Here is a 21,255-nt window from a genome sequence, read left to right on the forward strand (position 1 = left end):
CCTGCGCGGAAGATGTAACGGGGCTCAAACCATGCACCGAAGCTACGGGTGTCATCTTTGATGACGCGGTAGAGGAGCGTTCTGTAAGCCTGTGAAGGTGAGTTGAGAAGCTTGCTGGAGGTATCAGAAGTGCGAATGCTGACATGAGTAACGACAATGCGAGTGAAAAACTCGCACGCCGAAAGACCAAGGTTTCCTGCGCAACGTTAATCGACGCAGGGTTAGTCGGTCCCTAAGGCGAGGCTGAAAAGCGTAGTCGATGGAAAACAGGTTAATATTCCTGTACTTCCAGTTATTGCGATGGAGGGACGGAGAAGGTTAGGCCAGCCTGGCGTTGGTTGTCCAGGTTTAAGGTGGTAGGCTGAAATCTTAGGCAAATCCGGGATTTCAAGGCCGAGAGCTGATGACGAGTTGCCTTCAGGCGACGAAGTGGTTGATACCATGCTTCCAAGAAAAGCTCCTAAGCTTCAGATAACTGGGAACCGTACCCCAAACCGACACAGGTGGTTAGGTAGAGAATACCAAGGCGCTTGAGAGAACTCGGGTGAAGGAACTAGGCAAAATGGCACCGTAACTTCGGGAGAAGGTGCGCCGGCGAGGGTGAAGGACTTGCTCCGTAAGCCCATGCCGGTCGAAGATACCAGGCCGCTGCGACTGTTTATTAAAAACACAGCACTCTGCAAACACGAAAGTGGACGTATAGGGTGTGACGCCTGCCCGGTGCCGGAAGGTTAATTGATGGGGTTAGCGCAAGCGAAGCTCTTGATCGAAGCCCCGGTAAACGGCGGCCGTAACTATAACGGTCCTAAGGTAGCGAAATTCCTTGTCGGGTAAGTTCCGACCTGCACGAATGGCGTAACGATGGCGGCGCTGTCTCCACCCGAGACTCAGTGAAATTGAAATCGCTGTGAAGATGCAGTGTATCCGCGGCTAGACGGAAAGACCCCGTGAACCTTTACTATAGCTTTGCACTGGACTTTGAATTTGCTTGTGTAGGATAGGTGGGAGGCTTTGAAGTGGGGACGCCAGTTCTCATGGAGCCATCCTTGAAATACCACCCTGGCAACTTTGAGGTTCTAACTCAGGTCCGTTATCCGGATCGAGGACAGTGTATGGTGGGTAGTTTGACTGGGGCGGTCTCCTCCCAAAGAGTAACGGAGGAGTACGAAGGTGCGCTCAGACCGGTCGGAAATCGGTCGTAGAGTATAAAGGCAAAAGCGCGCTTGACTGCGAGACAAACACGTCGAGCAGGTACGAAAGTAGGTCTTAGTGATCCGGTGGTTCTGTATGGAAGGGCCATCGCTCAACGGATAAAAGGTACTCCGGGGATAACAGGCTGATACCGCCCAAGAGTTCATATCGACGGCGGTGTTTGGCACCTCGATGTCGGCTCATCACATCCTGGGGCTGAAGCCGGTCCCAAGGGTATGGCTGTTCGCCATTTAAAGTGGTACGCGAGCTGGGTTTAGAACGTCGTGAGACAGTTCGGTCCCTATCTGCCGTGGACGTTTGAGATTTGAGAGGGGCTGCTCCTAGTACGAGAGGACCGGAGTGGACGAACCTCTGGTGTTCCGGTTGTCACGCCAGTGGCATTGCCGGGTAGCTATGTTCGGAAGAGATAACCGCTGAAAGCATCTAAGCGGGAAACTTGCCTCAAGATGAGATCTCACTGGGATCTTGAATCCCCTAAAGGGCCGTCGAAGACTACGACGTTGATAGGTTGGGTGTGTAAGCGCTGTGAGGCGTTGAGCTAACCAATACTAATTGCCCGTGAGGCTTGACCATATAACACCCAAGCAATTTGCTAGCGCAGATTGCGGTGGTGAAGACGAAACAACCGAAAGTTCGCAACATCACAAATATCGCATATCCGGATTCGCTGGGCTGTCCATCTGGACATTCTGGCAACAGAATTTCTTGACGACCATAGAGCATTGGAACCACCTGATCCCATCCCGAACTCAGCAGTGAAACGATGCATCGCCGATGGTAGTGTGGGGTTTCCCCATGTGAGAGTAGGTCATCGTCAAGATTCATTTCGCAAAACCCCTATCTGCACATGCAGGTAGGGGTTTTGTCTTTGTGGCGAAAAAATTCCCGGGCATACGCAGTCCCTGTGGGAGCGGGTTCACCCGCGAACACCGGCATAGCCGGTGCCATCCACCACGTCGCCCGCTTCGCGGCGGTTCGACACCTCGACTCGCCCGCCCCACAGGGGCCCGCGTAGCTCCGAAGGCAATCATGAAATGTGCGTCATTTATGCCTGACGAATCACAGGTCAATGCTACGCTCGCGGAAATACTCAGCACGGATACCCATCATGGAAATGAACTGGCACCAGGCCCTGCAAGAGAGCCTGAGCTGGCTGGCAATCGCTTCGTTCATCACCCTTGTCTGCTTCACAGCAGCCGCCACACTGGCCGTACGTTGTACGCGCTGGGGTAGCCAGTTCTGGCAGCTTGCCGGGCCTTATTTCAGTTTCAGGCGCAGTTGGCGGCCGTTACTGGTGTTCGCCCTGCTGCTGGTTCTGACGCTATTCTCGGTGCGTCTGAACGTGCTGTTCTCATTCTGGTACAACGGCTTCTACAGCGCCTTGCAGGGCCTTGACCAAGCGGCCTTCTGGTACCTGCTCGGTGTCTTTGCAGTATTGGCCACCATCCATGTACTGCGTTCGCTGTTCACCTTCTATGTAAGCCAGGCGTTCAGCATCCAATGGCGAGTCTGGCTGACCGAGCGCCTGACCCACGACTGGATGCACGGCGATGCCTACTACCGTGGCCAGTTCCTCGCCGAGCCCGTGGACAACCCTGACCAACGTATCGAACTGGACGTCAACGCCTTTGTCAGCAACTCGGTGACCCTCGCCCTGGGCGCAGTCAGTGCGCTGGTTTCGCTGGTGGCGTTCACCGGCATCCTCTGGGGGCTGTCGGCGCCGCTGGCCGTTGCCGGTGTGGAGATTCCCCGGGCTATGGTGTTTGCCGTGTACCTTTACGTCATCGTCGCCACCTGGATCGCCTTCCGCCTCGGGCGACCGCTGATCCGCCTGAACTTCCTCAACGAAAAGCTCACCGCCAACTTCCGTTACGCGCTGATGCGTCTGCGCGAAAATGCCGAGAACATCGCTTTCTACCAGGGCGCGCAGGTCGAGCGGGGCACGTTGCTGGGTCGCTTTGGTGCCTTGATCGTGAATGCCTGGGCGCTGGTGTTCCGGAACCTGAAATTCAGCGGTTTCAACCTGGGCGTGAGCCAGGTCGCAGTGGTGTTCCCCTTCATTCTGCAGGCACCGCGCTTCTTCAGCGGGGCGATCAAGCTGGGCGACGTCATGCAGACCTCCCAGGCCTTTGGCCAGGTGCAGGATTCGTTGTCGTTCTTCCGCGAGTCGTATGATGCGTTTGCCCAGTACCGGGCCACCCTCGACCGTCTGACCGGTTTCCTCGATGCCAACGAGCAGGCGAGCGCTTTGCCACGCGTCATCACCGAGGACCAGGAGCATGCCTTGGCGATCAGCCGCCTGCAGGTGCTGCGCCCGGACGGGCATGCCCTTATCACCGACCTGGACCTTGATCTGCATGCCGGCCAGGCGCTGTTGATCAAGGGGCCGTCGGGCAGCGGTAAAACCACGCTGCTGCGTGCGCTGGCGGGACTCTGGCCGTACGCCGAGGGTGAGGTCAGGCGCCCGCTGGGCCACCAGGCTCTGTTCCTGTCGCAGCGGCCGTACCTGCCGCTGGGCGATCTGCGCACGGTCATCGCCTACCCGGTGGCCAGCAGACCTGAGGATGAAACGCGGATGCAGCAGGCCTTGCGCCAGGTCAACTTGGCCCACTTGGCCGAGCGACTGGAAGTCAGCTGTGACTGGTCACACATTCTCTCGGTTGGTGAGCAGCAGCGCCTCGCATTTGCCCGGGTGCTGTTCAACCGGCCGCAGGTGGTGTTCCTTGACGAGTCCACTTCGGCCATGGACGAAGGGCTCGAGCATGCCCTGTATTCTCTGCTGCGTACGGAAATGCCGGGGGCATTGCTGGTCAGTGTCGGGCACCGCAGTACACTGGCAGGTTTCCATACCCACCGGCTGGAGGTGGATGGACATGGCGGCTGGTCGCTACTGGAGCAGCAGCCAGCGCTGGCCTAGTTCGGATTGCCGGTGATCGGGGCCGGCCTGAGCAATACGACCCCGATCAAGGTGCCGCCGGCACATGCTGCGCCAAGCAGGAATGTCGCCTTGAAGCCGACCCCGTCCCACAGCAGCCCGGCCACCACGCTCGCCACCAGCAGCGCCATGCCGGTCAGCAGGTTGAACAGGCCGAAGGCTGTACCGCGCAGCTCCGCGGGGGCGCTGTCGGCGATCATGGCGGCAAAGATGCCTTGGCTGAAGCCCAGGTGCAGGCCCCAGGCAGCCACCCCCATGGCCAGCCCGGTCCAGCCCGGCAGCAGGGCCAGCAGCAGGTCGGCGACGACCAGCAGCCCCAGCCCGGTCATCAGCACGCCGCGGCGGCCTACGCGGTCCGACAGCACCCCCGCGGGGTAGGCCGACAGCGAGTAGGCCAGGGCCATGAGCACCAGCACTGCCGGCGCCCACAGCGGCGCCAGGCCCATGTCCTGGGCGCGCAGCAGCAGAAACGCCTCGCTGAAGCGGGCGAGGGTGAACAGCGTGGCCAGGCCGATTAGCCGCCAGTAGGACGGGCCCAGGCGTGCCAATTCGTGCAGGGCCAGCGGTGAGCGCACCGGCCGGGTGGTGGCCGGCGTTTCAGGTTCGCGCACGAAGGCGATGAGGATGTACACCGCCACGAACGCCGGAAGCACCGCCACCCAGAACACCGTCTGGAAATGGCTCGCGGTCAGCCACATCAGCACGATCGCCAGCAACGGCCCAAGGAAGGCGCCCACGGTATCCAGCGCCTGGCGCAGGCCGAAGGCTGCACCACGTAGTTCGGCGGGCGTGACATCGGCCACCAGTGCATCGCGCGGCGCCCCACGAATGCCTTTGCCGACCCGGTCGACGAAGCGTGCTGCGGTCAACCACCCCAGCCCGGAGGCCATGGGGAACACCGGCTTGGTCAACGCACCCAGGCCATAGCCCAGCACCGTAAGCAGCTTGCGCTTGCCCAGCCGGTCGCTGAGGGCGCCGGAAAACACCTTGGTGATCGAAGCGGTCGCTTCGGCAACACCTTCGATAAAGCCCACCGCCACTACCGAGGTGCCAAGCACGGTGACCATGTACAGCGGCAGCAGGGCGTGAATCATTTCCGAGGAAATGTCCATGAACATCGATACGAAGCCCAACGCCCAGACGCTGCGAGGGATCTTCGACAGGGACCTGGTGGCGTTCATGGCGTGGCTTTCTTCGTGGCTGCGCATCAAGAGGCTCGGCAGAGGGTGCTACGTTCGAAACTGTAGGAGCCGTCACGCAGGATGCAAATCGGACAGGTGTATGCAAGCATCAGCGCGAATAGCCGGGCTGCGCCGGCAACGCTGTCGTGTCAGCAAAGTTCCGTTACAAACATGTAAACTTCGTAAATAAGATTTAAACTCATTTGCGAATCTATATATTTACCATCCCTGTTGGCCACCAAACTGTGTTTGCGAGGCCGGTGGGCGAGGGCTCCCGGTCTCCGCCAGGGATGTGCCGTTTCGCTCATGAATCGCAGGAGATGTACCCATGCAGTGCAAGACTTCACCCAACAGCCTGGCCCTGGCGTTTGTCGCGCTGGCGTCACCGGCCATGGTGGCCACCGTGGCCCAGGCCGAAGAACAGCGTACGGGTGAGGTGCTGGAGATGCCGGTCGCCGACAACGCGCTGGTGATCCAGGACACCCTGGTCACCGCCGAGCGCGAGGCACGCCAGGCCTTGGGTACGTCGATCATCACCGCCGAAGACATCAAGCGCCACCCGCCGGCCAATGACCTGTCCGAAATCATCCGCCGCGAGCCCGGGGTCAACCTGACCGGCAACAGCGCCAGCGGCGCGCGTGGCAACAACCGGCAGATCGACCTGCGCGGCATGGGCCCGGAAAACACCCTGATCCTCATAGACGGCAAGCCATCCAGCGCACGCAATGCCGTGCGCTATGGCTGGAACGGCGACCGCGATACCCGCGGTGAAACCAACTGGGTACCGGCAGAAGCGGTCGAGCGCATCGAGATCCTGCGTGGGCCGGCGGCCGCACGTTACGGCTCCGGCGCCATGGGCGGGGTGGTCAATATCATCACCAAACGGCCCACCGATGAACTCAAGGGTAGCGTCAGCCTGTACACCCAGCTGCCGGAAGACAGCGCCGAGGGCGCCAGCCGCCGGGCCAACTTCAACCTGGGCGGCGGCCTGACCGACAACCTCGGCTTCCGCCTGTACGGCGGCCTGGCCAAGACCGATGCCGACGACCTGGACATCAATGCCGGGCATGCCACCAGTGCGCTGGTGGCGGGCCGCGAAGGCGTACGCAACAAGGACATCAATGGCCTGCTGAGCTGGAAGCTGAACGACGAGCACCGCTTCGAGGCCAGTGCCGGCTACAGCCGCCAGGGCAATATCTTTGCCGGCGACACCATGAACAGCAACGGCGGTGGTGACGTCGAGTTCGTGTCCAGCTTGTACGGCCACGAAACCAATGTGATGCAGCGCAGTACCTACGACCTGACCCACCTGGGCGATTTCACCTGGGGTACCAGCAAGACCGTGCTGGCCTACGAGTACGTGCGCAACTGGCGTCTGAACGAGGGCCTGGCAGGCCGTACCGAAGGTGCTCCCAATGCTGAAGGCGCCGCCATGTCGCGCCTGCGCAACACGCGCCTGAGCAGCGAAGTGAACCTGCCATTCGCCATGGGCAGCACCGAGCATGTGCTGACCCTGGGCGGCGAGTACCTGTACGAAACGCTCAATGATCAGGGCTCGCTGCGCCCACAAAGCTCGGACCCCACGGGTAATGACGGGCTCGTCGGTTTCGACCGCAGCAGCTCGAAGACGACCGCCCGCAGCTATGCGCTGTTCGTCGAGGACAACATCATTGTCGGCGACACCACCATTACCCCGGGCCTGAGTTTCGACCACCACGAAACCTTCGGCGACAACTTCAGCCCCAGCCTGAACCTGTCGCACAAGCTGACCGAAGCACTGTCGGTCAAAGGCGGTATCGCGCGCGCCTACAAGACCCCGAACCTGTACCAGTCCAACCCCAACTACTTGTTGTACAGCCGCGGCAATGGTTGCAGCGTGCAGCAGACCAACAACGGTGGCTGTTACCTGCAGGGCAACGCCGACCTCAAGCCCGAGATCAGCGTCAACAAGGAAATCGGCCTGATGTACGACCGGGGTACCTGGCGCACCAGTGCCACGTACTTTCGCAACGACTACAAGAACAAGATCGTCGGTGATACCGATGTGTTGTACACCATCGGCACCGGCAGCCGCGTGACCCAGTGGGACAACGCTGGCAAGGCGCGGGTGGAGGGTATCGAAGGCAACCTGTTCATCGAGTTGACCCCGGCCCTGGACTGGAACACCAACCTGACCTGGATGCTCGACAACGACAACCGCGAGACCGGCGAGCCACTGTCGGTGATCCCGGAATACACCGTCAACACCACCCTCGACTGGCGCGCCACCGAGAAGCTGTCGTTCCAGGTGGCGGGTACCTACTTCGGCAAGCAGAAGTCGCCGACCTTCAACGACCGCACCCAGCAAAGCTACGACAAGGCCGCGCAACAGGATGTGGAAGCCTACGGCCTGGTGGACGTGAGCGCCGGGTACAAGTTCAACGCCAACTACGACGTGCGGGTGGGGGTGAACAACGTGTTCGACAAGCAGATCCTGCGTGGTGGCAACGCCAGTACTTCGGGCGCCAATACCTATAACCAGCCAGGCAGGGCGGTGTTCGCTGCGCTGAATATCACCTTCTGACATCGGGGTGCTGTACGGCCCATTCACCGATAAACCGGGGAACACTGGCGCAGGCGGTGCCATATTTGTTGCGGCAAAAAGTGCCGCAGCATGCTAAACCTTGCGCCTCAACCCGCCATGAGAAAAAACCGGTGAAAGCCGTCCGCCTGACGCTGATCTGCCATGCCCTGACCCAAGCCCAGAAGTCCGGGCGACTGCACCATGCCGAAGACGGCATTCTTCCACTGGGCCAACAGCCTTTCGCCGACCTATCCGGTGTGCCGGTGCTGACTGCACCAGAGCGGCGAGCCTGCGAGACAGCGGCGTGGTTTTCTGGGCCGGTGCAGGTCGAGCCGGCATTGGCCGATTGCGACCTGGGGCGTTGGCAAGGGCTGACACTGAAGCAACTGCAGGCCGAGCAATCGCAGGCGTTGACCGAATGGCTTCAGGACCCGGCCAGTGATGTTCACGGCGGCGAGTCGTTCGCCGTGCTTTGCCAGCGCATCGCCGCCTGGCTGGCGGCCTTCGACAGGCCTGGTGAATGGCTGGCAGTTACCCACCCGATGGTGATGCGCGCCGTGCTTGTACAAGTACTTTGCTGCCCGATGAGCGCCAGCCAGCGAGTCGACGTGTTGCCCCTGTCGCGCCTGGAGCTGAGCTTTACCGGGCAATGGCGTCTGCGCCTGGGCTGAAGGTCAGAACGCCAGCTTGTAGCCAATCAGCAACAGCATCGCCGCCAGGCACGGGCGCAGCACGCGGTCGGAAATCCGCCCGGTGAGGTGGCTGCCCAGGTAGATGCCTGGCAGCGAGCCCAGCAGCAGGTAACCCAGCAGCGACCAGTCCATGTTGCCCATCCCCGCATGGCCCAGCCCTGCCACCAGGGTCAGCGGCACGGCGTGGGCGATTTCGGTACCGACCAGGCGGCGGGTGACCAGGAACGGGTACAGCAGGAACAGCGCCACGGTACCCAGTGCGCCAGCGCCGATGGAAGTAAGGGTGACCATCACCCCCAGCACCACGCCGGTAAGCACGGTAAGGGTATTCAGGCTGCGGTCGCTGAGGTGATAGTGGTCACCGGCATGGCGGCTGGCGAAGGCCTGCAGACGCGATTTGAACAGGATGGCCAGCGCGGTCAGGATCAGGACCACCGCCAGGCCTTGCTTGATGACGGCGTTGAGCGCCGATGTGTCGGTGTGCAGGGTGCTGAGGAACCACAGGGTCAGTGCCGCGGCGGGCACGCTACCCAGGCTGAGCAGGCCGGTGATCTTCCAGTCGACGTTCTTGTTGCGCGCATGCACCCAGACGCCACTGGCCTTGGTGATGGCGGCATAGAGCAGGTCGGTACCGACGGCCGTTGCCGGGCTGATGCCGAACCACAACAGGATCGGGGTCATCAGCGAGCCGCCACCGACGCCGGTCATGCCGACGATGAAACCCACGACCAGGCCTGCAATGGTGAAACCGAAAGAACCTACATCCATACGCTACTCGACCGCCCAACTTTGCCCGTTATCGGATGCAGCCAGCATATAGATTTTTTTATAGCCAAATAGACTTGTTCGTTATTAGGTTATAACCAGGTGCTGCCTGCCAGGGCCCTATCAAGCCGGCTCCCACACCGACGCATCAACCTCAAGGCCTGTGCAGTACCTGTGGGAGCTGGCTTGCCGGCGATAGGCCTTGGCAGGCAGCACCGGGTCAGCGATCAGTCATCACCACCATCACATGCGCATCTGCGCCATCGTCACTTTCCGACAGGTAGATATGTCCCACCTGGCTGTCGAAATACGCCGTCTCCTGCGGCCCGATGCTCACCGCTTCCCCGGTTTCGAACTCGATACGAACGCGCCCGCTCAGTACCAGCGCGAACTCTTGGCCCGGGTGGCGGATAAAATCGTCGAACTGGCCACGTTCACGGGCAATGATGCGGGCATAGGCGGGCGTCATGCGCCGTTCAGGGAAGTCGCCGGCAATCGGGTGATAGTCATAGGTGCCGGTCGAGTAGCCCGCCGCCGCTGGCAGTGAATCGACCACCACCGTCACCGGCACTGGTGCGGTTACCGTGCCGCTGGCGCGCAACAGCTGGGCAATGTCGACGTTCAGCGCCCGGGCGGCGGCGGCGAGTTTTTCGTAGCTGACCGAGACCTGCGCCAGCTCCATCTTCGACAAGGTGGACAGCGGGACGCCACTGGCTTCGGACAATTGCTTGAGTGTCATCTGGCGCGCCTTGCGCACCTGGCGCAGGCGCTGGCCGACTACGGCACGGTCCAGCAAGGGTAGGGCAGCGGGCATTCGGGGGTCTCGGCATGCGGCGTTGGTCGGGCATCTTACCTTGGACCCTTGCGTATTCGTAAATTCTCATATATTAGAATTCTCATATATGAAAATTCCCTGGCAGGAGCGTGCATGATCCCGATCTACGACACCCTCATCATCGGCGCGGGCATCGCTGGTGCATCCCTCGGTTATCGCCTGGCCGGCCGGCAGAAGGTGCTGCTGCTCGAGCGCGAGGCGCAGCCTGGCTACCATTCCACCGGGCGTTCGGCAGCCATGTTCATGGAGGCCTACGGCACTCCGCAGATACAGGCGCTGACCCGTGCCAGCCGGGCCTTCTACGAAGCACCACCGCAAGGGTTCTGCGAGCACCCGCTGCTGGAACCGCGCGGCTGCCTGTACGTCGCCAGCCTGGAACAGCGCACGCTGCTCGAGCAGACCCACGCACAGAACCTGGCCAACGGCACCGAAGTCAGCCTGCTCGACCGCGACGCAGCCCTGGCCCTGGTACCGAGCCTGCGTGCCGAGAACCTGGCCGGCGCGGTGCTTGAAGCGGGCGCAATGGATCTGGACGTACATGCCCTGCACCAGGGCTTCTTGCGCGGCTATCGCGCCGCTGGCGGTGAACTGCGCTGTAACGCCGAGCTGATCCAGGCCTGGTACCTGGATGACCTGTGGCAGGTGCAGCTGGGCGATGGCAGCCGGGTACAGACGCGCCAGCTGGTAAATGCTGCTGGCGCTTGGGCCGACCGAGTGGCCGAGCAGTGCGGGGTGGCGCGCATCGGCCTGCAACCCTGCCGGCGCAGTGCCTTCACTTTCCCAGGCCCGGCAGACCAGGATTTCGCCCGCTGGCCGGCGGTGATCGGCGTAGACGAAAGCTTCTACTTCAAGCCCGACGCCGGCCAGCTGTTGGGGTCGCCGGCCAATGCCGACCCGGTCGAACCCCAGGACGCCGCGCCCGAGGAGCTCGACGTGGCTTTGGGCATCTACAACATCGAAGCCATGACCACCCTGTCGATCCGCCGGCCGAGCCACACCTGGGCCGGGCTGCGCTCGTTCGTCGCCGACGGCGACCTGGTGATCGGTTTCGATGTGCACGCGCCAGCGTTCTTCTGGCTGGCGGCACAAGGTGGCTATGGCATCCAGTCGGCTGCGGGCGCCTCGCGCTTGGCTGCCGACCTGCTGCTGGGCCTGCCCCTGTGTCCCGGCCTTGTCAGCCAGGGGGTGGTGCCCGAGCGCCTGTCCCCGGCCCGTTTCCAGCAACCCTGAAAGGAGCATCCCATGAGCAATGATATCCAGCGTTTTCCCAGCAGCCTGCCGTTCCCGTTCTCCCGTGCGGTGAAAGCCGGCGGCTTCCTGTTCCTTTCCGGCCAGGTGCCGATGAGTGCTGGCGGTGAAGTGGTGCGCGGCGACATCCAGACCCAGACCCGCGCCGCCTGCGAGCGCATCTCCGAAAGCCTGGCTGCCTGCGGCGCGCGTTTCGACCAGGTAGTCAAGGCCACGGTGTGGCTCTCGGACATGAGCCACTTCGCCGGCTTCAACGAGGTGTACAAGGAGTTCTTCGGCGCAGCGCTACCGGTGCGCTCGACCGTGGCCTCGGCATTGGCGCTGGGGGTGGATGTGGAGATCGAAGTGCAGGTGTTCGTCGGCGACGCCTGAGCGGGCAGAAATCTGCGCATGAACAACTGTCTTGCGCAAAACCTGGAAGATTGCCTGGCCCTGTGGGAGCGGGTTCACCCGCGAACACCGGCGTAGCCGGTGCCATGCAGCGCGGTGCCTTCTTCGCGGGTGAACCCGCTCCCACAGGGCCAGCGCTGCATTCAAGGACGGTGGATTACCTGTAGGAGCGGCGGACTGACTTGCCCGCCAAAAAGCAAAACAACAATAAATCCAGAGGTTCACATGCAAGAGCAGCTGAAGATTGCCGGCGCGTTTGTCGGCGTGATCGTGGGGGCGGGGTTCGCTTCGGGGCGGGAACTGTTGTTGTTCTTTGTCGATTTCGGTGTGTGGGGGCTGGTCGGTGCGCTGGTCAGCGCAGCCTTGTTCACCTTCCTCGGCATGGCCCTGGCGGGGCTGGGCAATCGCCAGCAGGCCACTTCGCACAAGGATGTGATCCAGGCCATCTGCGGCCGTCACCTGGGCCTGTTCGTCGACTGGCTGATCACCTTTTTCATGTTTGCCGTCACCGTGGTCATGCTGGCCGGTGGTGGTGCCTTGCTGGAGCAGCAGTTCGGTATCCCCGCGCTGGCCGGCAGCGTGCTGGTGACGCTGGTTGTGGTGGGCATCGTGTGCCTGGATGTGCGCAGGGTGATCCTCGCTATTGGTGCCATAACGCCGTTGCTGATCCTGGTGGCCTCGGCGATTGCGTTGTACGCCGTGTTCAGCCGGGAACAGAGCTTCGCCCAGCTCGACCAACTGGCCAGCCAGCAACAGGCGGGCGCCCGTCACTGGCTGCTGGGGGCGTTCCTGTACGTGTCGTACAACATCGTTGCCGGCGCGCCGATCCTGGCCATCCTGGGTGGGTCGGCCAAGGGCGAGAGAACCGCTGTATGGGGTGGGCTGCTTGGTGGCGCCGCATTGGGTGGGCTGATGCTGGTAATGAGTGCCGGGCTGTTGTCGCGCCTGGACAGCGTGGCTGACCTGCCGATGCCGATGCTGTCGATCGCCAACGAAGTATCGCCACTGCTGGGGCTGGTGATGTGCCTGATTATCTTCGGCATGATCGTCAACACTGCGGTGGGTACGTTGTTCTCGTTTCTCTCGCGGCTGATGCCGGCGGGTACGGTGAGGTTTCGCTGGGGCTCGGTGGTGGCCGGCGCGGCGGCGTTCGGATGCAGCCTGGTGGGGTTCATCAGCCTGGTGGGTGAGGTGTACCCGCTGTTCGGCTACCTGGGTTTCGTGCTGATGGCGGCGGTGCTGCTGGCCTGGGTCCGGCGGAGCAAAGTGGTTAAAGCGGCGGTGGCGTAGGGGGCTGCTGCGCAGCCCGATCGCGACACAAGGCCGCTCCCACAAGGATCGCATGGCACCTGTGGGAGCGGCCTTGCGTCGCGATTGGGGCGCAGAGCGCCCCCCAGGGCCATCAGATCCTGAAGCTGCCTACCAGCTGCTTCAGGCGCCCGGCCTGCTGGGCCAGTTGGTCACAATGGCGCAGGGTCTCGTTGAGGTTCTCCACCCCTTGCTGGTTCAGGGCGTTGATCTGGGTGATGTCCAGGTTGAGGCTCTCGACCACGGCGGTCTGTTCTTCGGTAGCGGTAGCCACCGACTGGTTCATGCCATCGATCTCGCCAATACGCTGGGTCACGCTGGCCAGGCGCTCGCCGGCCTGGTTGGCCACCTGCACGGTCTGCTCGCTGGAAACCTGGCTGGTGTTCATGGTGTGCACCGCTTCGCGCGAGCCTACCTGCAGGCTGGTGATCATGCGGTGGATTTCTTCCGCCGATTCCTGGGTGCGGTGCGCCAGGTTGCGTACCTCGTCGGCCACCACGGCAAAGCCACGGCCGGCCTCACCGGCACGCGCCGCTTCGATGGCGGCGTTCAGCGCCAGCAGGTTGGTCTGCTGCGAGATGCCCTTGATCACGTCGAGGATCTTGCCGATTTCGTCGGTGCTGGCGTTGAGCGTTTCGATTTGCGCGCAGGACTCGCTGATGCGCTGCGACAGGGCGGTCATGGCACTGATCGCTTCTTCGACCACTTCACGGCCACCGTGGGCCTGCTCGCTGGCACCGCTGGCATGCTGCGAGGCATCGGCGGCGTTGCGGGCGATTTCCTGGGTGGCAGCACCCAGCTCGTTGATCGCTGCGGCCACGCTGTTGGTGCGCATGCTTTGCTCTTCGGAACCGATGATCGAGGCATTGGAGGCATTGACCACCTTCTCCGACAGGTCGTGCACCAGGCGGGTTGCCGAGGACACTTCGCTGATCGAGGCATGAATGCGCTCGACGAAGCGGTTGAACGATGTGGCCAGTTCGCCGAACTCGTCCTTGTTCTGCACGGTCAGGCGGCGGGTAAGGTCACCTTCGCCCTCGGCGATGTCGCGCATGGCGCGGCCCATGGTGGTCAGCGGGCTCATCAGTATCGGGATCAGCAGGCCGAGCAGGCCGGCGATGGCAGCCACCGCAATCAGCATCGCGATGATCGCCGAGGTGCGGAACTGGCTGAGCGCAGCGTAGGCCTTGTCCTTGTCGATCGACAGGCCGATGTACCACTGTGCCGAAGGCAGGCCGGCCACCGGGGCGAAGGAAATGATGCGGTCCTGGCCATTGAGGGTGACATCCTGCATGCCGGCGGCGACTCGCAGGTTGCTGCCAGGGTAGATGTCCTTGAGGTTCTTCATCACCTGGTCTTTGTCGGGGCTGACGATCACCTGGCCATTGCTGTCGGCCAGGAAGGCGTGGCCGATGCCGCCGAAATCGACCGAGTTGATGATCTCGACCAGGGTGTCGAGGGTGACGTCACCGCCGACCACGCCGATCAGCTCGCCATTGTTCTTGCTTTTCACTGGCGTGGCGATGGTTACCATCAGGCCGCCGACAGCCCCCTGGTACGGGGCAGTCAGCACGGTCTGCCCGGCGCTGGCCGCGGCGCCGTACCACGGGCGCTGACGTGGGTCGTAACCGGCGGGCATCTGCGCATTGGGGCGCTGGGTGAACGCACCGGTGGCCTGGCCCAGGTAAGTGAACAGGAAATTACGCGTATAGGATGGCTGCTCGATCAGTCCTTCCAGGGTATCGCCAGCGCCTTGCTGGGCGATGTCCTGGGCCAGGTTTTCCAGCACCAGGATGCGCCCGCTCATCCAGTTCTGCACACTACTGGCGGTCAGTGCGCCCGACTGCTGCACCGAAGCTTCGATGTTCTGGCGGATGGTATTGCGTTGCAGGTAGTCGTTGTAGAGCGTGAACAGGGCAAATGCCAGGACCACGACACCGCAGGCGCTGAGCAGGATCTTGTGGCGAAATTTCAGGTTCATGTTTCGAGACCTTGGGCCAATGAGGGGAGGGCGCAGTGCGCTCATGACGCATTGCGGAACCTATCGTTCGGGATATCGGCTCAAGGGTTAAAAGATTGAAGTGCTTACAGAAATTTCTTACGGTCATTTCGACGGACGGTATTCACTGGCTACACAACTGCTCGATCAACAGGCGTGCAGCCTGCTGCAACGGTTGTTGCTTGCGCCAGAAGATGTGTACCGGCAACTGCAGCTCGTTGCGGGTGTTGCGAAAATCCAGGCGCACCAGGCGCCCGCTGGCCAGCAGTGGCGCGACCCTCGACAGCGGCAAGTCGCCCCAGCCCAGGCCGGCCTCGACCATCTGCAGGGCGAGGTCGAAGCTGTCGGTTGACCAGTGCGTGGCGCCTATCAACGGGCGTGGGTCTGTCACCGGAAGGTCATGGCTACGCACCAGGATCTGGCGCACTCGGGTCAGGTCTTCGAGGTAGTGGATACGCCCCTCGCGCAAGGCCGGGTGAGCGGGGGACAGTGTGGCCACCAGCGATTCCATGCCGATGTGCTGGAAGCCGCGACGGGCATCGACCTGCAACCCGGCAAAAGCCACGCAGAGGTCGGCGCGGCCACTGTCCAGCAGGTGTACGGCCTCTTCCTGCGGGGCGCTGAGCAGGGCGATGTCCAGCAGCGGGTGCCGCTCACCCAGGTGAGCGATGGCCGCCAGCAGCGGGCGGTGGTCGATGTCCGGCACCACGGCCAGGGTCAGGCTGCTCTCCAGCCCCTGGGACAGTTCCAGGGCATGCACCTGCAGCAGCCCCAGTTGTTCGGCGATCAACCGGGCATGAGGTTCCAGCGCCTTGGCCTCGGCGGTGGGGCGGACTTCCCGTGGGCCGCGCTCGAACAGGGTGTAGCCCAGTTCGGCCTCGAGGTTGCCGATGGCCATGCTCACGGCCGAAGGCACCCGCTGCAGGGCCCGTGCAGCGGCGGAAAACGAACCGCGGTCGAGCACGGCGAGAAACAGCTGGATATTGTCGCTGGAAAAGTTCATGGCAGCCTCCTGTCAGAAGATCTGACAGCTGCCGACTTTTGCTGTCAAGAGCGATGAAGCATGATCGCGCCCCATCGCTTTGTCATTGGAGGTAATCCCGGTGCAGGGACTCAAACGCAAACTCGTCTACGTGACTTTCTATGAACTGATCGGGCTGTGCATGTCGACCCTCGGGCTGGCCTACCTGTCGGACACCCAGGCATCGCATACCGGGCCTCTGGCGGTGATGATCACTACCATCGCCATGCTCTGGAACCTGATCTACAACACCCTGTTCGAGTGGTGGGAGAGCCGCCAGGCCAAGCGCGGGCGCAGTGTGGCACGGCGGGTGGCGCATGCCATCGGCTTCCAGCTGACCCTGGTGGTGTACCTGATCCCGCTGATTGCCTGGTGGCTGGACATGACATTGCTGGAGGCGTTGCTGGTGGACATGGCGTTTATCGTGCTGGTGCCGTGCTACACCTTTGCCTACAACTGGGCGTTCGACCGGATCTTTGGCTTGCCCAGCTCAGCCTTGGCAGCAGCCTGATTCAACCTGTTCCGGCCTTTTCGCAGCACAAGGCTGCTCCTACAGCGACCGCACAACCTTCAGGCGGGAGCGGTCCCTGTAGGAGCAGCCTTGTGCTGCGAAAAGGCCGACACAGTCAACCACTACGGCGGCAGGCGAATGATCAAAGGCTCCTGCTGCTGCTTCACCTGCTGCTCAACCGGTTGTTCCTCCGTCCTCGGTGCACTGGCCAGCAAGCTGTCCTCGACCTGGCCCGAAAGGTAGTACACCCCCGACATGGCCCCGCTCTGGCGGTTCTCCATCAGCTCCTGCCATTCCTGGTTCAGCGCCACGTTGAGGATCACCCGCAACTGCTCGACCATCTGCGGGTGTTCGCGGTCATGGGTCATGACCCCATAGCCGGCCGCCGCAATAGAAATCATCGCCCCCGCCACTTTGCCCACTGCCGACGCCACGGCACTGGCGATGCCGCGCGGAGCCAGGGTGGCGCCGAGCTTTTCGCTGGCCTGGTTGGCCACCGAGTTCAGCCCGACATCGGTCTTGCCCGGGCCTTTGCTGGCCTGCTGGTGCAGATGCTGGCGCATGGCTTGCCAGGCAGGTTGCTGGGCCAGCGACTTGGCCCGCAGCAGCTGGTAAAGGCTGGCATTGCGCGCATCCGGTGGCCCCAGGGCGATGGCGGGAATGCGGTTGAGGCGTTGGCTGAACTGCTCGGGGGGAGCGTTGTAGCGGCTGATGATGGCCGGCAGCTGCTGGCCGAGCAGTTGCAGGTACAGCTCGCTGGCGCGGTCGCGAATGCCTTCGGGGTTGATCTGCTCGGCCACCGGTTCGATCACCCGCTTGTGGTACTGCTCCTGCAGGTACAGCGCCAGGCGCTTTTCCGCCGGCTCCCGGCCTTCACCGCTGTCGATCTTGTACCAGGCCACCTTGAGGGTCAGCCACTGCTGGGTCCAGTAGCCGGTAAACCAAGGGATGAAGTCGCTTTCGGTACGCTGCTGTACCTGTTCCTTCCACACCCGCATGGAACGGCGTGCATAGTCGTTGGCCGAGCTGCCGGCGCCGACCGAGGCTTCGATCAGTTCCTGGTCGATGCGTTGCCAGGTGGCGGTGGTGAGCACCACCGGTGGCGGCGGGACAGGTGGGGGCTTGCCTGCGCAACCGGCCAAGGCCAGCAGCAGGCACAGTAGCAGGAGGGCTCGAGTGCTCACGCAACCGCCTCCCTGATAGAGGCTGGGGTGGTTCTCGGAGTATAGGGTGGGGAGTGAAGGGCTGCCGTGCAGCCTATCGGCGGTTCAGGATCAACGCAGATTTCTGCGTGAACGCGGTCCCTGTGGGAGCGGCCCTTTCGCGACACAAGGCCGCTCCCACAGGGACCGCGTTCACCAGAAAGAGCGTGGGTCATTCCAGATCGAGCTTTTCTTCCAGGCGGTCGAGGTGCTTGTGCATCAGGCCCAGCGCCGCCTCGGCATCGCCATGCTCCACGGCATCGATGATCGCCGCATGTTCCTCCCACGCGCAGTGGTCGCAGCATGGCGACTCGTAGCGGGCGATGATCAGCGAGGTCATCGGCACCAGGCCGTTGAGGAACCGTGCCAGTGGCGCATTGGCGGCCACCTGCGCCAGTTTCAGGTGAAACTCGCCGCCCAGGCGGATCGCCGCACAACGCTCGCCGTTTTCATGGTGCTGGCGCTCGCGCTCCACCAGTTGCCGCAGCTGGCGAACCTGTACCGGCCGGGCGCGTTGCGCGGCCAGGGTGATCAGCGTGGTTTCGGCCAGGCGCCGGGCGCTGAGCACCTGGCGTGCCTGCTCCGGGTCGGGCACGGCCAGATGCGCAGTGTGGCTGGGGCGCTGCACCACCACCTGCTGGTCGGACAGGCGCCCGAGCACACGGCGGATCACTGTACGGCTGACACCAAAGGCATGGCCCAGCGCCTGTTCGGGCAACAGGCTGCCAGGTGGCAGGCGCTGTTCGAGGATGGCATCGAACAGCCGCGGGTAGATCTGCTCGGCCGACAGGCGGGTTTCGCCGGCCGCGAGCAGGGCCGGCAAGTGAGGGGCGGCGTTCATGGTCGCTCTCCTGGGGTCATGGATGCGGGTGTTCGTCCGGGATGTTCAACGGGATGCCCATGCGCAACCCTTCGGCCAGGATGTGCTGGCGCATCTGGGCACTGGCCTGGGCGCTGCTGCGCTCACGTATGGCGCGCACCACCGCTTCGTTTTCCTTCAGCCGCGCGGCCAGGTGCTCTGGCGAATTGCGCAGCATGTCGGCGCTCTGCTTGAGGGCATTGCCGGTCTGTTGCACCACGCTCTGGAAGATCGGGTTGGTGGTCAGGGCGAACAGCGCTTCATGGAAGGCGATGTAGGCCCTGACTCCGGCTTCGCTGTCATCGGCCTCCAGCGCTTCACGCATGTCCATCAGGGTAAGGCGCAGCTGGCCGATGTCCTGACTGTTGGCCGACTGTGCCACCAGGCCGACGATGAAAGGCTCAAGGGTGTAGCGCAGCTCCAGCACGTCGGCCAGGCTGGCTGCGGCGCTGGTGTCCAGGCCCGGTTCCTGGGTGGCGGCGTCGACATCCAGTACCAGCACACCCTTGCCTGGCAGCGAACGCACCAGGCCCAGGGTTTCCAGCACGGTCACCGCTTCGCGCAGGCTGGGGCGGCTGATGCCCAGTTGTTCGGCCAGTTCGCGCTGGCCTGGCAGCATGTCGCCGGTACGCCATTGGCCTCGGGCCAGGGCCTGGCGCAGTTTTTCCACCACTGAGTTGACGACGGTAGATGAGCTGATCACGGTTCGCTCCTGGAAGGGCCGGCGTCAGTGCCGGCCACGTTCGCTCAAAATTCCTGTTGATGGGGGTTGGGCTGCTTGCGTGGGGTGGGGGCGAAACCGGGCTTGCCGTCGAGCACGTTGTGCGCACGTTCCAGGTCGATGTCCTTCTCCCAGCGTGCGATGGCCACGGTGGCCACGCAGTTGCCGATCAGGTTGGTCAGCGCTCGGCCGATGCCCATGAACCAGTCCACCGCCAGTACCAGTACCAGGCCGACCACCGGGATCGCCGGCACGGCGGTCAGGGTAGCGGCGAGGATGACCAGCGCCGAGCCTGGGATGCCGTGAGCGCCCTTGGAAGTCACCAGCGATACCAGCAGGATGGTCAGCAGGTCGGTCATTGCCAGTGGCGTGCCGGTGGCGTTGGCGATGAACACGATGGCCAGGGTCAGGTAGATGGAGAAGCCATCGAGGTTGAACGAATAACCGGTGGGGATCACCAGGCCGACGGTGGAGCTGCCGATGCCCAGGTGCTCGAGCTTGCGCATGATCTGTGGCAGTACGGCGTCGGACGAGGCGGTGCCCAGCACGATGGTCAGTTCTTCACGCAGGTACTTGATCAGCGGCAGCAGCTTCAGCCCCGACAGGCGCATGACCGTGCCCAGCACGATCAGTACAAAGCCGGCACAGGTCAGGTAGAACAGCGCCACCAGCCCGCCCAGGTGCTGCAGCGATTCCAGGCCGTACTTGCTGGTGGTGAAGGCGATGGCACCGAACACGCCGATCGGTGCCAGGCGCACGATCATGCCCATGATGCGGAAGATCACGTGGCTCAGTTCGTTGATCAGCCGCGAGATGCCGGCTGCCGAGTCACCCACCAGGTTCAGCGCGCTGCCGAACAGTACCGAGAACAGCAGCACCTGGAGGATGTTGTTGTCGGCAAAGGCGCCGATCACCGAGGTGGGGATCAGGTCCATGAAGAACGCCGTGGCGCCGTGGATGTGCTGGCCGCGCTCGGCCAGGCTGCTGGCGTCGGCGCTGGACAGTTGGTCCAGGTGGATGTTGGCGCCGCTGCCGATGCCGCTGGTGAAGGCGAACACCAGGCCGATCACCAGCGCCAGGGTGGTCAGTATCTCGAAGTAGATCACCGACTTCAGGCCGATGCGCCCGACCTTTTTCAGGTCGCCGGCGCCCGAGATACCGCTGACCACCACGCAGAACACGATCAGGCCGATGAGCATCTTGATCAGCTTGATGAAGCCGTCGCCAAGGGGTTTGAGTTGCAGGGAAAGGTCGGGGAAGCTGAGACCGCAGGCGATGCCGAGGGCAAGGCCGAGCACGACTTGAAGGAAGATCGAACGCGAGCACCATTTGAGCATGGGAGGGATCTCTGATCGGTGTCCTTGCTTCGGTAGCCGCACGGGGCGAAAGAGCGCAGGACTTAATTATTGTGGTCTTACCGGTTTGTTCAGCGCGAAGCCATGAAAGCGCGAAAAATCCGACATTGCAAGGATTTTTGGCCTTACCGGTCTGACCAGTTGTGGGGCAATCCAGCGTCTCTGGCTCTAATTCGGTGCATCTGGTTGGGTCGAGCCGCAGTGCGGCCGTTCACAGGTGAATCGCAGCGGGGAACCGCGTGCGCACATGAATCAGATCAGGCTTTGGCCAGTGCCTCGTGCAACATTGCAATCAGCTTGCCAAGCGCCATGCCGACCTCGATATTTTCGATAACGCTATGATTCGTAAGGTTTATTTGCATTCCTTGGCTGACCTCGTAGAATCCGCGCCCGACCGGGAAGTCACCAAAGGGTCGATTGCAGGGGTTCATCCTGATAATCGCCTCGCAAGCAGGCTC

At 62.6% G+C, this 21,255-nt stretch carries 17 protein-coding genes and 2 rRNA genes (1 of these 19 cut by a window edge); 9 read left to right on the forward strand and 10 right to left on the reverse strand.

Features of this window, described 5'->3' with window-relative positions; translation table 11 throughout:
• The 3 genes from KDB76_RS09945 to KDB76_RS09955 all read left to right on the forward strand — a co-directional run.
• Positions 1-1,785, forward strand: a 23S ribosomal RNA gene (locus tag KDB76_RS09945); it begins 1,107 nt to the left of the window's first position.
• Positions 1,786-1,916: 131 nt separating this feature from the next.
• Positions 1,917-2,032, forward strand: a 5S ribosomal RNA gene (gene rrf / locus KDB76_RS09950).
• Positions 2,033-2,320: 288 nt separating this feature from the next.
• Positions 2,321-4,129 (forward strand): ABC transporter ATP-binding protein/permease, encoded by a 1,809-nt coding sequence (locus KDB76_RS09955; protein ID WP_013971851.1) that lies wholly within the window; start codon positions 2,321-2,323, stop codon positions 4,127-4,129.
• Here KDB76_RS09955 and KDB76_RS09960 read toward each other — a convergent pair.
• On the reverse strand, positions 4,126-5,355 hold the full coding sequence (locus KDB76_RS09960) for an MFS transporter (RefSeq protein WP_024086611.1): 1,230 nt from the start codon (positions 5,353-5,355) through the stop codon (positions 4,126-4,128). The genes KDB76_RS09955 and KDB76_RS09960 overlap by 4 nt on opposite strands.
• A 301-nt stretch (positions 5,356-5,656) precedes the next feature.
• Between KDB76_RS09960 and KDB76_RS09965 the strand changes: the two genes are divergently transcribed.
• Together KDB76_RS09965 and KDB76_RS09970 are read left to right on the forward strand one after the other, a co-directional pair.
• On the forward strand, positions 5,657-7,891 hold the full coding sequence (locus tag KDB76_RS09965; protein ID WP_038409200.1) for a TonB-dependent siderophore receptor: 2,235 nt from the start codon (positions 5,657-5,659) through the stop codon (positions 7,889-7,891).
• A 131-nt stretch (positions 7,892-8,022) separates the two neighbouring features.
• A complete protein-coding gene (locus KDB76_RS09970) occupies positions 8,023-8,562 on the forward strand; it encodes a histidine phosphatase family protein (RefSeq protein WP_013971854.1) in 540 nt (179 codons plus the stop codon).
• Positions 8,563-8,565: 3 nt separating this feature from the next.
• Here the strand turns inward: KDB76_RS09970 and KDB76_RS09975 are convergent, their stop codons facing one another.
• Both KDB76_RS09975 and KDB76_RS09980 read right to left on the reverse strand, forming a co-directional pair.
• Positions 8,566-9,351 (reverse strand): sulfite exporter TauE/SafE family protein, encoded by a 786-nt coding sequence (locus KDB76_RS09975; RefSeq protein WP_013971855.1) that lies wholly within the window; start codon positions 9,349-9,351, stop codon positions 8,566-8,568.
• Between the two features lie 217 nt (positions 9,352-9,568).
• The gene (locus KDB76_RS09980) at positions 9,569-10,162 is read right to left on the reverse strand and encodes an XRE family transcriptional regulator (RefSeq protein ID WP_015269673.1); all 594 of its coding nucleotides are present in this window, start codon (positions 10,160-10,162) and stop codon (positions 9,569-9,571) included.
• 114 nt (positions 10,163-10,276) lie between these two features.
• Between KDB76_RS09980 and KDB76_RS09985 the strand changes: the two genes are divergently transcribed.
• The 3 genes from KDB76_RS09985 (at position 10,277) to KDB76_RS09995 (ending at position 13,111) form a co-directional block, all read left to right on the forward strand.
• On the forward strand, positions 10,277-11,413 hold the full coding sequence (locus KDB76_RS09985) for an FAD-dependent oxidoreductase (protein WP_004375949.1): 1,137 nt from the start codon (positions 10,277-10,279) through the stop codon (positions 11,411-11,413).
• Positions 11,414-11,425: 12 nt separating this feature from the next.
• Positions 11,426-11,803, forward strand: coding sequence for a RidA family protein (locus tag KDB76_RS09990; RefSeq protein WP_013971857.1), 378 nt, complete (start codon positions 11,426-11,428; stop codon positions 11,801-11,803).
• A 243-nt stretch (positions 11,804-12,046) separates the two neighbouring features.
• Positions 12,047-13,111 (forward strand): membrane protein, encoded by a 1,065-nt coding sequence (locus KDB76_RS09995; protein WP_038409202.1) that lies wholly within the window; start codon positions 12,047-12,049, stop codon positions 13,109-13,111.
• Between the two features lie 112 nt (positions 13,112-13,223).
• Here KDB76_RS09995 and mcpA read toward each other — a convergent pair whose 3' ends face one another.
• Positions 13,224-15,110 (reverse strand): methyl-accepting chemotaxis protein McpA, encoded by a 1,887-nt coding sequence (gene mcpA / locus KDB76_RS10000; RefSeq protein WP_013971860.1) that lies wholly within the window; start codon positions 15,108-15,110, stop codon positions 13,224-13,226.
• A 142-nt stretch (positions 15,111-15,252) separates the two neighbouring features.
• Positions 15,253-16,131: a LysR family transcriptional regulator gene (locus tag KDB76_RS10005; protein ID WP_023661323.1), complete on the reverse strand. Its 879-nt coding sequence runs from the start codon at positions 16,129-16,131 to the stop codon at positions 15,253-15,255.
• Positions 16,132-16,231: 100 nt separating this feature from the next.
• On the opposite strand from KDB76_RS10005, the gene KDB76_RS10010 reads away from it, so the two are divergent.
• Positions 16,232-16,660 (forward strand): PACE efflux transporter, encoded by a 429-nt coding sequence (locus tag KDB76_RS10010; RefSeq protein ID WP_015269679.1) that lies wholly within the window; start codon positions 16,232-16,234, stop codon positions 16,658-16,660.
• A gap of 122 nt (positions 16,661-16,782) precedes the next feature.
• Here the strand turns inward: KDB76_RS10010 and KDB76_RS10015 are convergent, their stop codons facing one another.
• The 5 genes from KDB76_RS10015 to KDB76_RS10035 all read right to left on the reverse strand — a co-directional run bounded on the left by KDB76_RS10015 (position 16,783) and on the right by KDB76_RS10035 (position 21,228).
• On the reverse strand, positions 16,783-17,844 hold the full coding sequence (locus tag KDB76_RS10015) for a hypothetical protein (protein ID WP_013971863.1): 1,062 nt from the start codon (positions 17,842-17,844) through the stop codon (positions 16,783-16,785).
• A gap of 190 nt (positions 17,845-18,034) precedes the next feature.
• Entirely contained in the window at positions 18,035-18,703 is a 669-nt protein-coding gene (locus tag KDB76_RS10020) for a GntR family transcriptional regulator (protein WP_013971864.1), read from the reverse strand.
• A 16-nt stretch (positions 18,704-18,719) separates the two neighbouring features.
• Positions 18,720-19,424 carry an FCD domain-containing protein gene (locus KDB76_RS10025; protein WP_015269682.1) on the reverse strand — a complete coding sequence of 235 codons (705 nt, stop codon included), beginning with the start codon at positions 19,422-19,424 and terminating at the stop codon, positions 18,720-18,722.
• 44 nt (positions 19,425-19,468) lie between these two features.
• Positions 19,469-20,779, reverse strand: a complete 1,311-nt coding sequence (locus KDB76_RS10030; RefSeq protein ID WP_013971866.1) for a C4-dicarboxylate transporter DctA — start codon at positions 20,777-20,779, stop codon at positions 19,469-19,471.
• Positions 20,780-21,054: 275 nt separating this feature from the next.
• Entirely contained in the window at positions 21,055-21,228 is a 174-nt protein-coding gene (locus tag KDB76_RS10035) for a hypothetical protein (RefSeq protein WP_155252246.1), read from the reverse strand.
• Between the last annotated feature and the right edge of the window lie 27 nt (positions 21,229-21,255).

The organism is Pseudomonas sp. JS425 (genome assembly GCF_018223845.1).
Lineage (GTDB): Bacteria > Pseudomonadota > Gammaproteobacteria > Pseudomonadales > Pseudomonadaceae > Aquipseudomonas > Aquipseudomonas asiatica.

Bases quoted from the DNA above. Each gene is read 5' to 3' on its own strand.
- KDB76_RS09980 (WP_015269673.1), bottom strand. From the start codon at position 10,162: ATGCCCGCTGCCCTACCCTTGCTGGACCGTGCCGTAGTCGGCCAGCGC.
- KDB76_RS10030 (WP_013971866.1), bottom strand. From the start codon at position 20,779: ATGCTCAAATGGTGCTCGCGTTCGATCTTCCTTCAAGTCGTGCTCGGC.
- KDB76_RS09985 (WP_004375949.1), top strand. From the start codon at position 10,277: ATGATCCCGATCTACGACACCCTCATCATCGGCGCGGGCATCGCTGGT.
- KDB76_RS09955 (WP_013971851.1), top strand. From the start codon at position 2,321: ATGGAAATGAACTGGCACCAGGCCCTGCAAGAGAGCCTGAGCTGGCTG.
- KDB76_RS10020 (WP_013971864.1), bottom strand. From the start codon at position 18,703: ATGAACGCCGCCCCTCACTTGCCGGCCCTGCTCGCGGCCGGCGAAACC.
- KDB76_RS09965 (WP_038409200.1), top strand. From the start codon at position 5,657: ATGCAGTGCAAGACTTCACCCAACAGCCTGGCCCTGGCGTTTGTCGCG.
- KDB76_RS09995 (WP_038409202.1), top strand. From the start codon at position 12,047: ATGCAAGAGCAGCTGAAGATTGCCGGCGCGTTTGTCGGCGTGATCGTG.
- KDB76_RS09975 (WP_013971855.1), bottom strand. From the start codon at position 9,351: ATGGATGTAGGTTCTTTCGGTTTCACCATTGCAGGCCTGGTCGTGGGT.
- KDB76_RS09990 (WP_013971857.1), top strand. From the start codon at position 11,426: ATGAGCAATGATATCCAGCGTTTTCCCAGCAGCCTGCCGTTCCCGTTC.
- mcpA (WP_013971860.1), bottom strand. From the start codon at position 15,110: ATGAACCTGAAATTTCGCCACAAGATCCTGCTCAGCGCCTGCGGTGTC.
- KDB76_RS10005 (WP_023661323.1), bottom strand. From the start codon at position 16,131: ATGAACTTTTCCAGCGACAATATCCAGCTGTTTCTCGCCGTGCTCGAC.
- KDB76_RS09960 (WP_024086611.1), bottom strand. From the start codon at position 5,355: ATGCGCAGCCACGAAGAAAGCCACGCCATGAACGCCACCAGGTCCCTG.
- KDB76_RS10035 (WP_155252246.1), bottom strand. From the start codon at position 21,228: ATGAACCCCTGCAATCGACCCTTTGGTGACTTCCCGGTCGGGCGCGGA.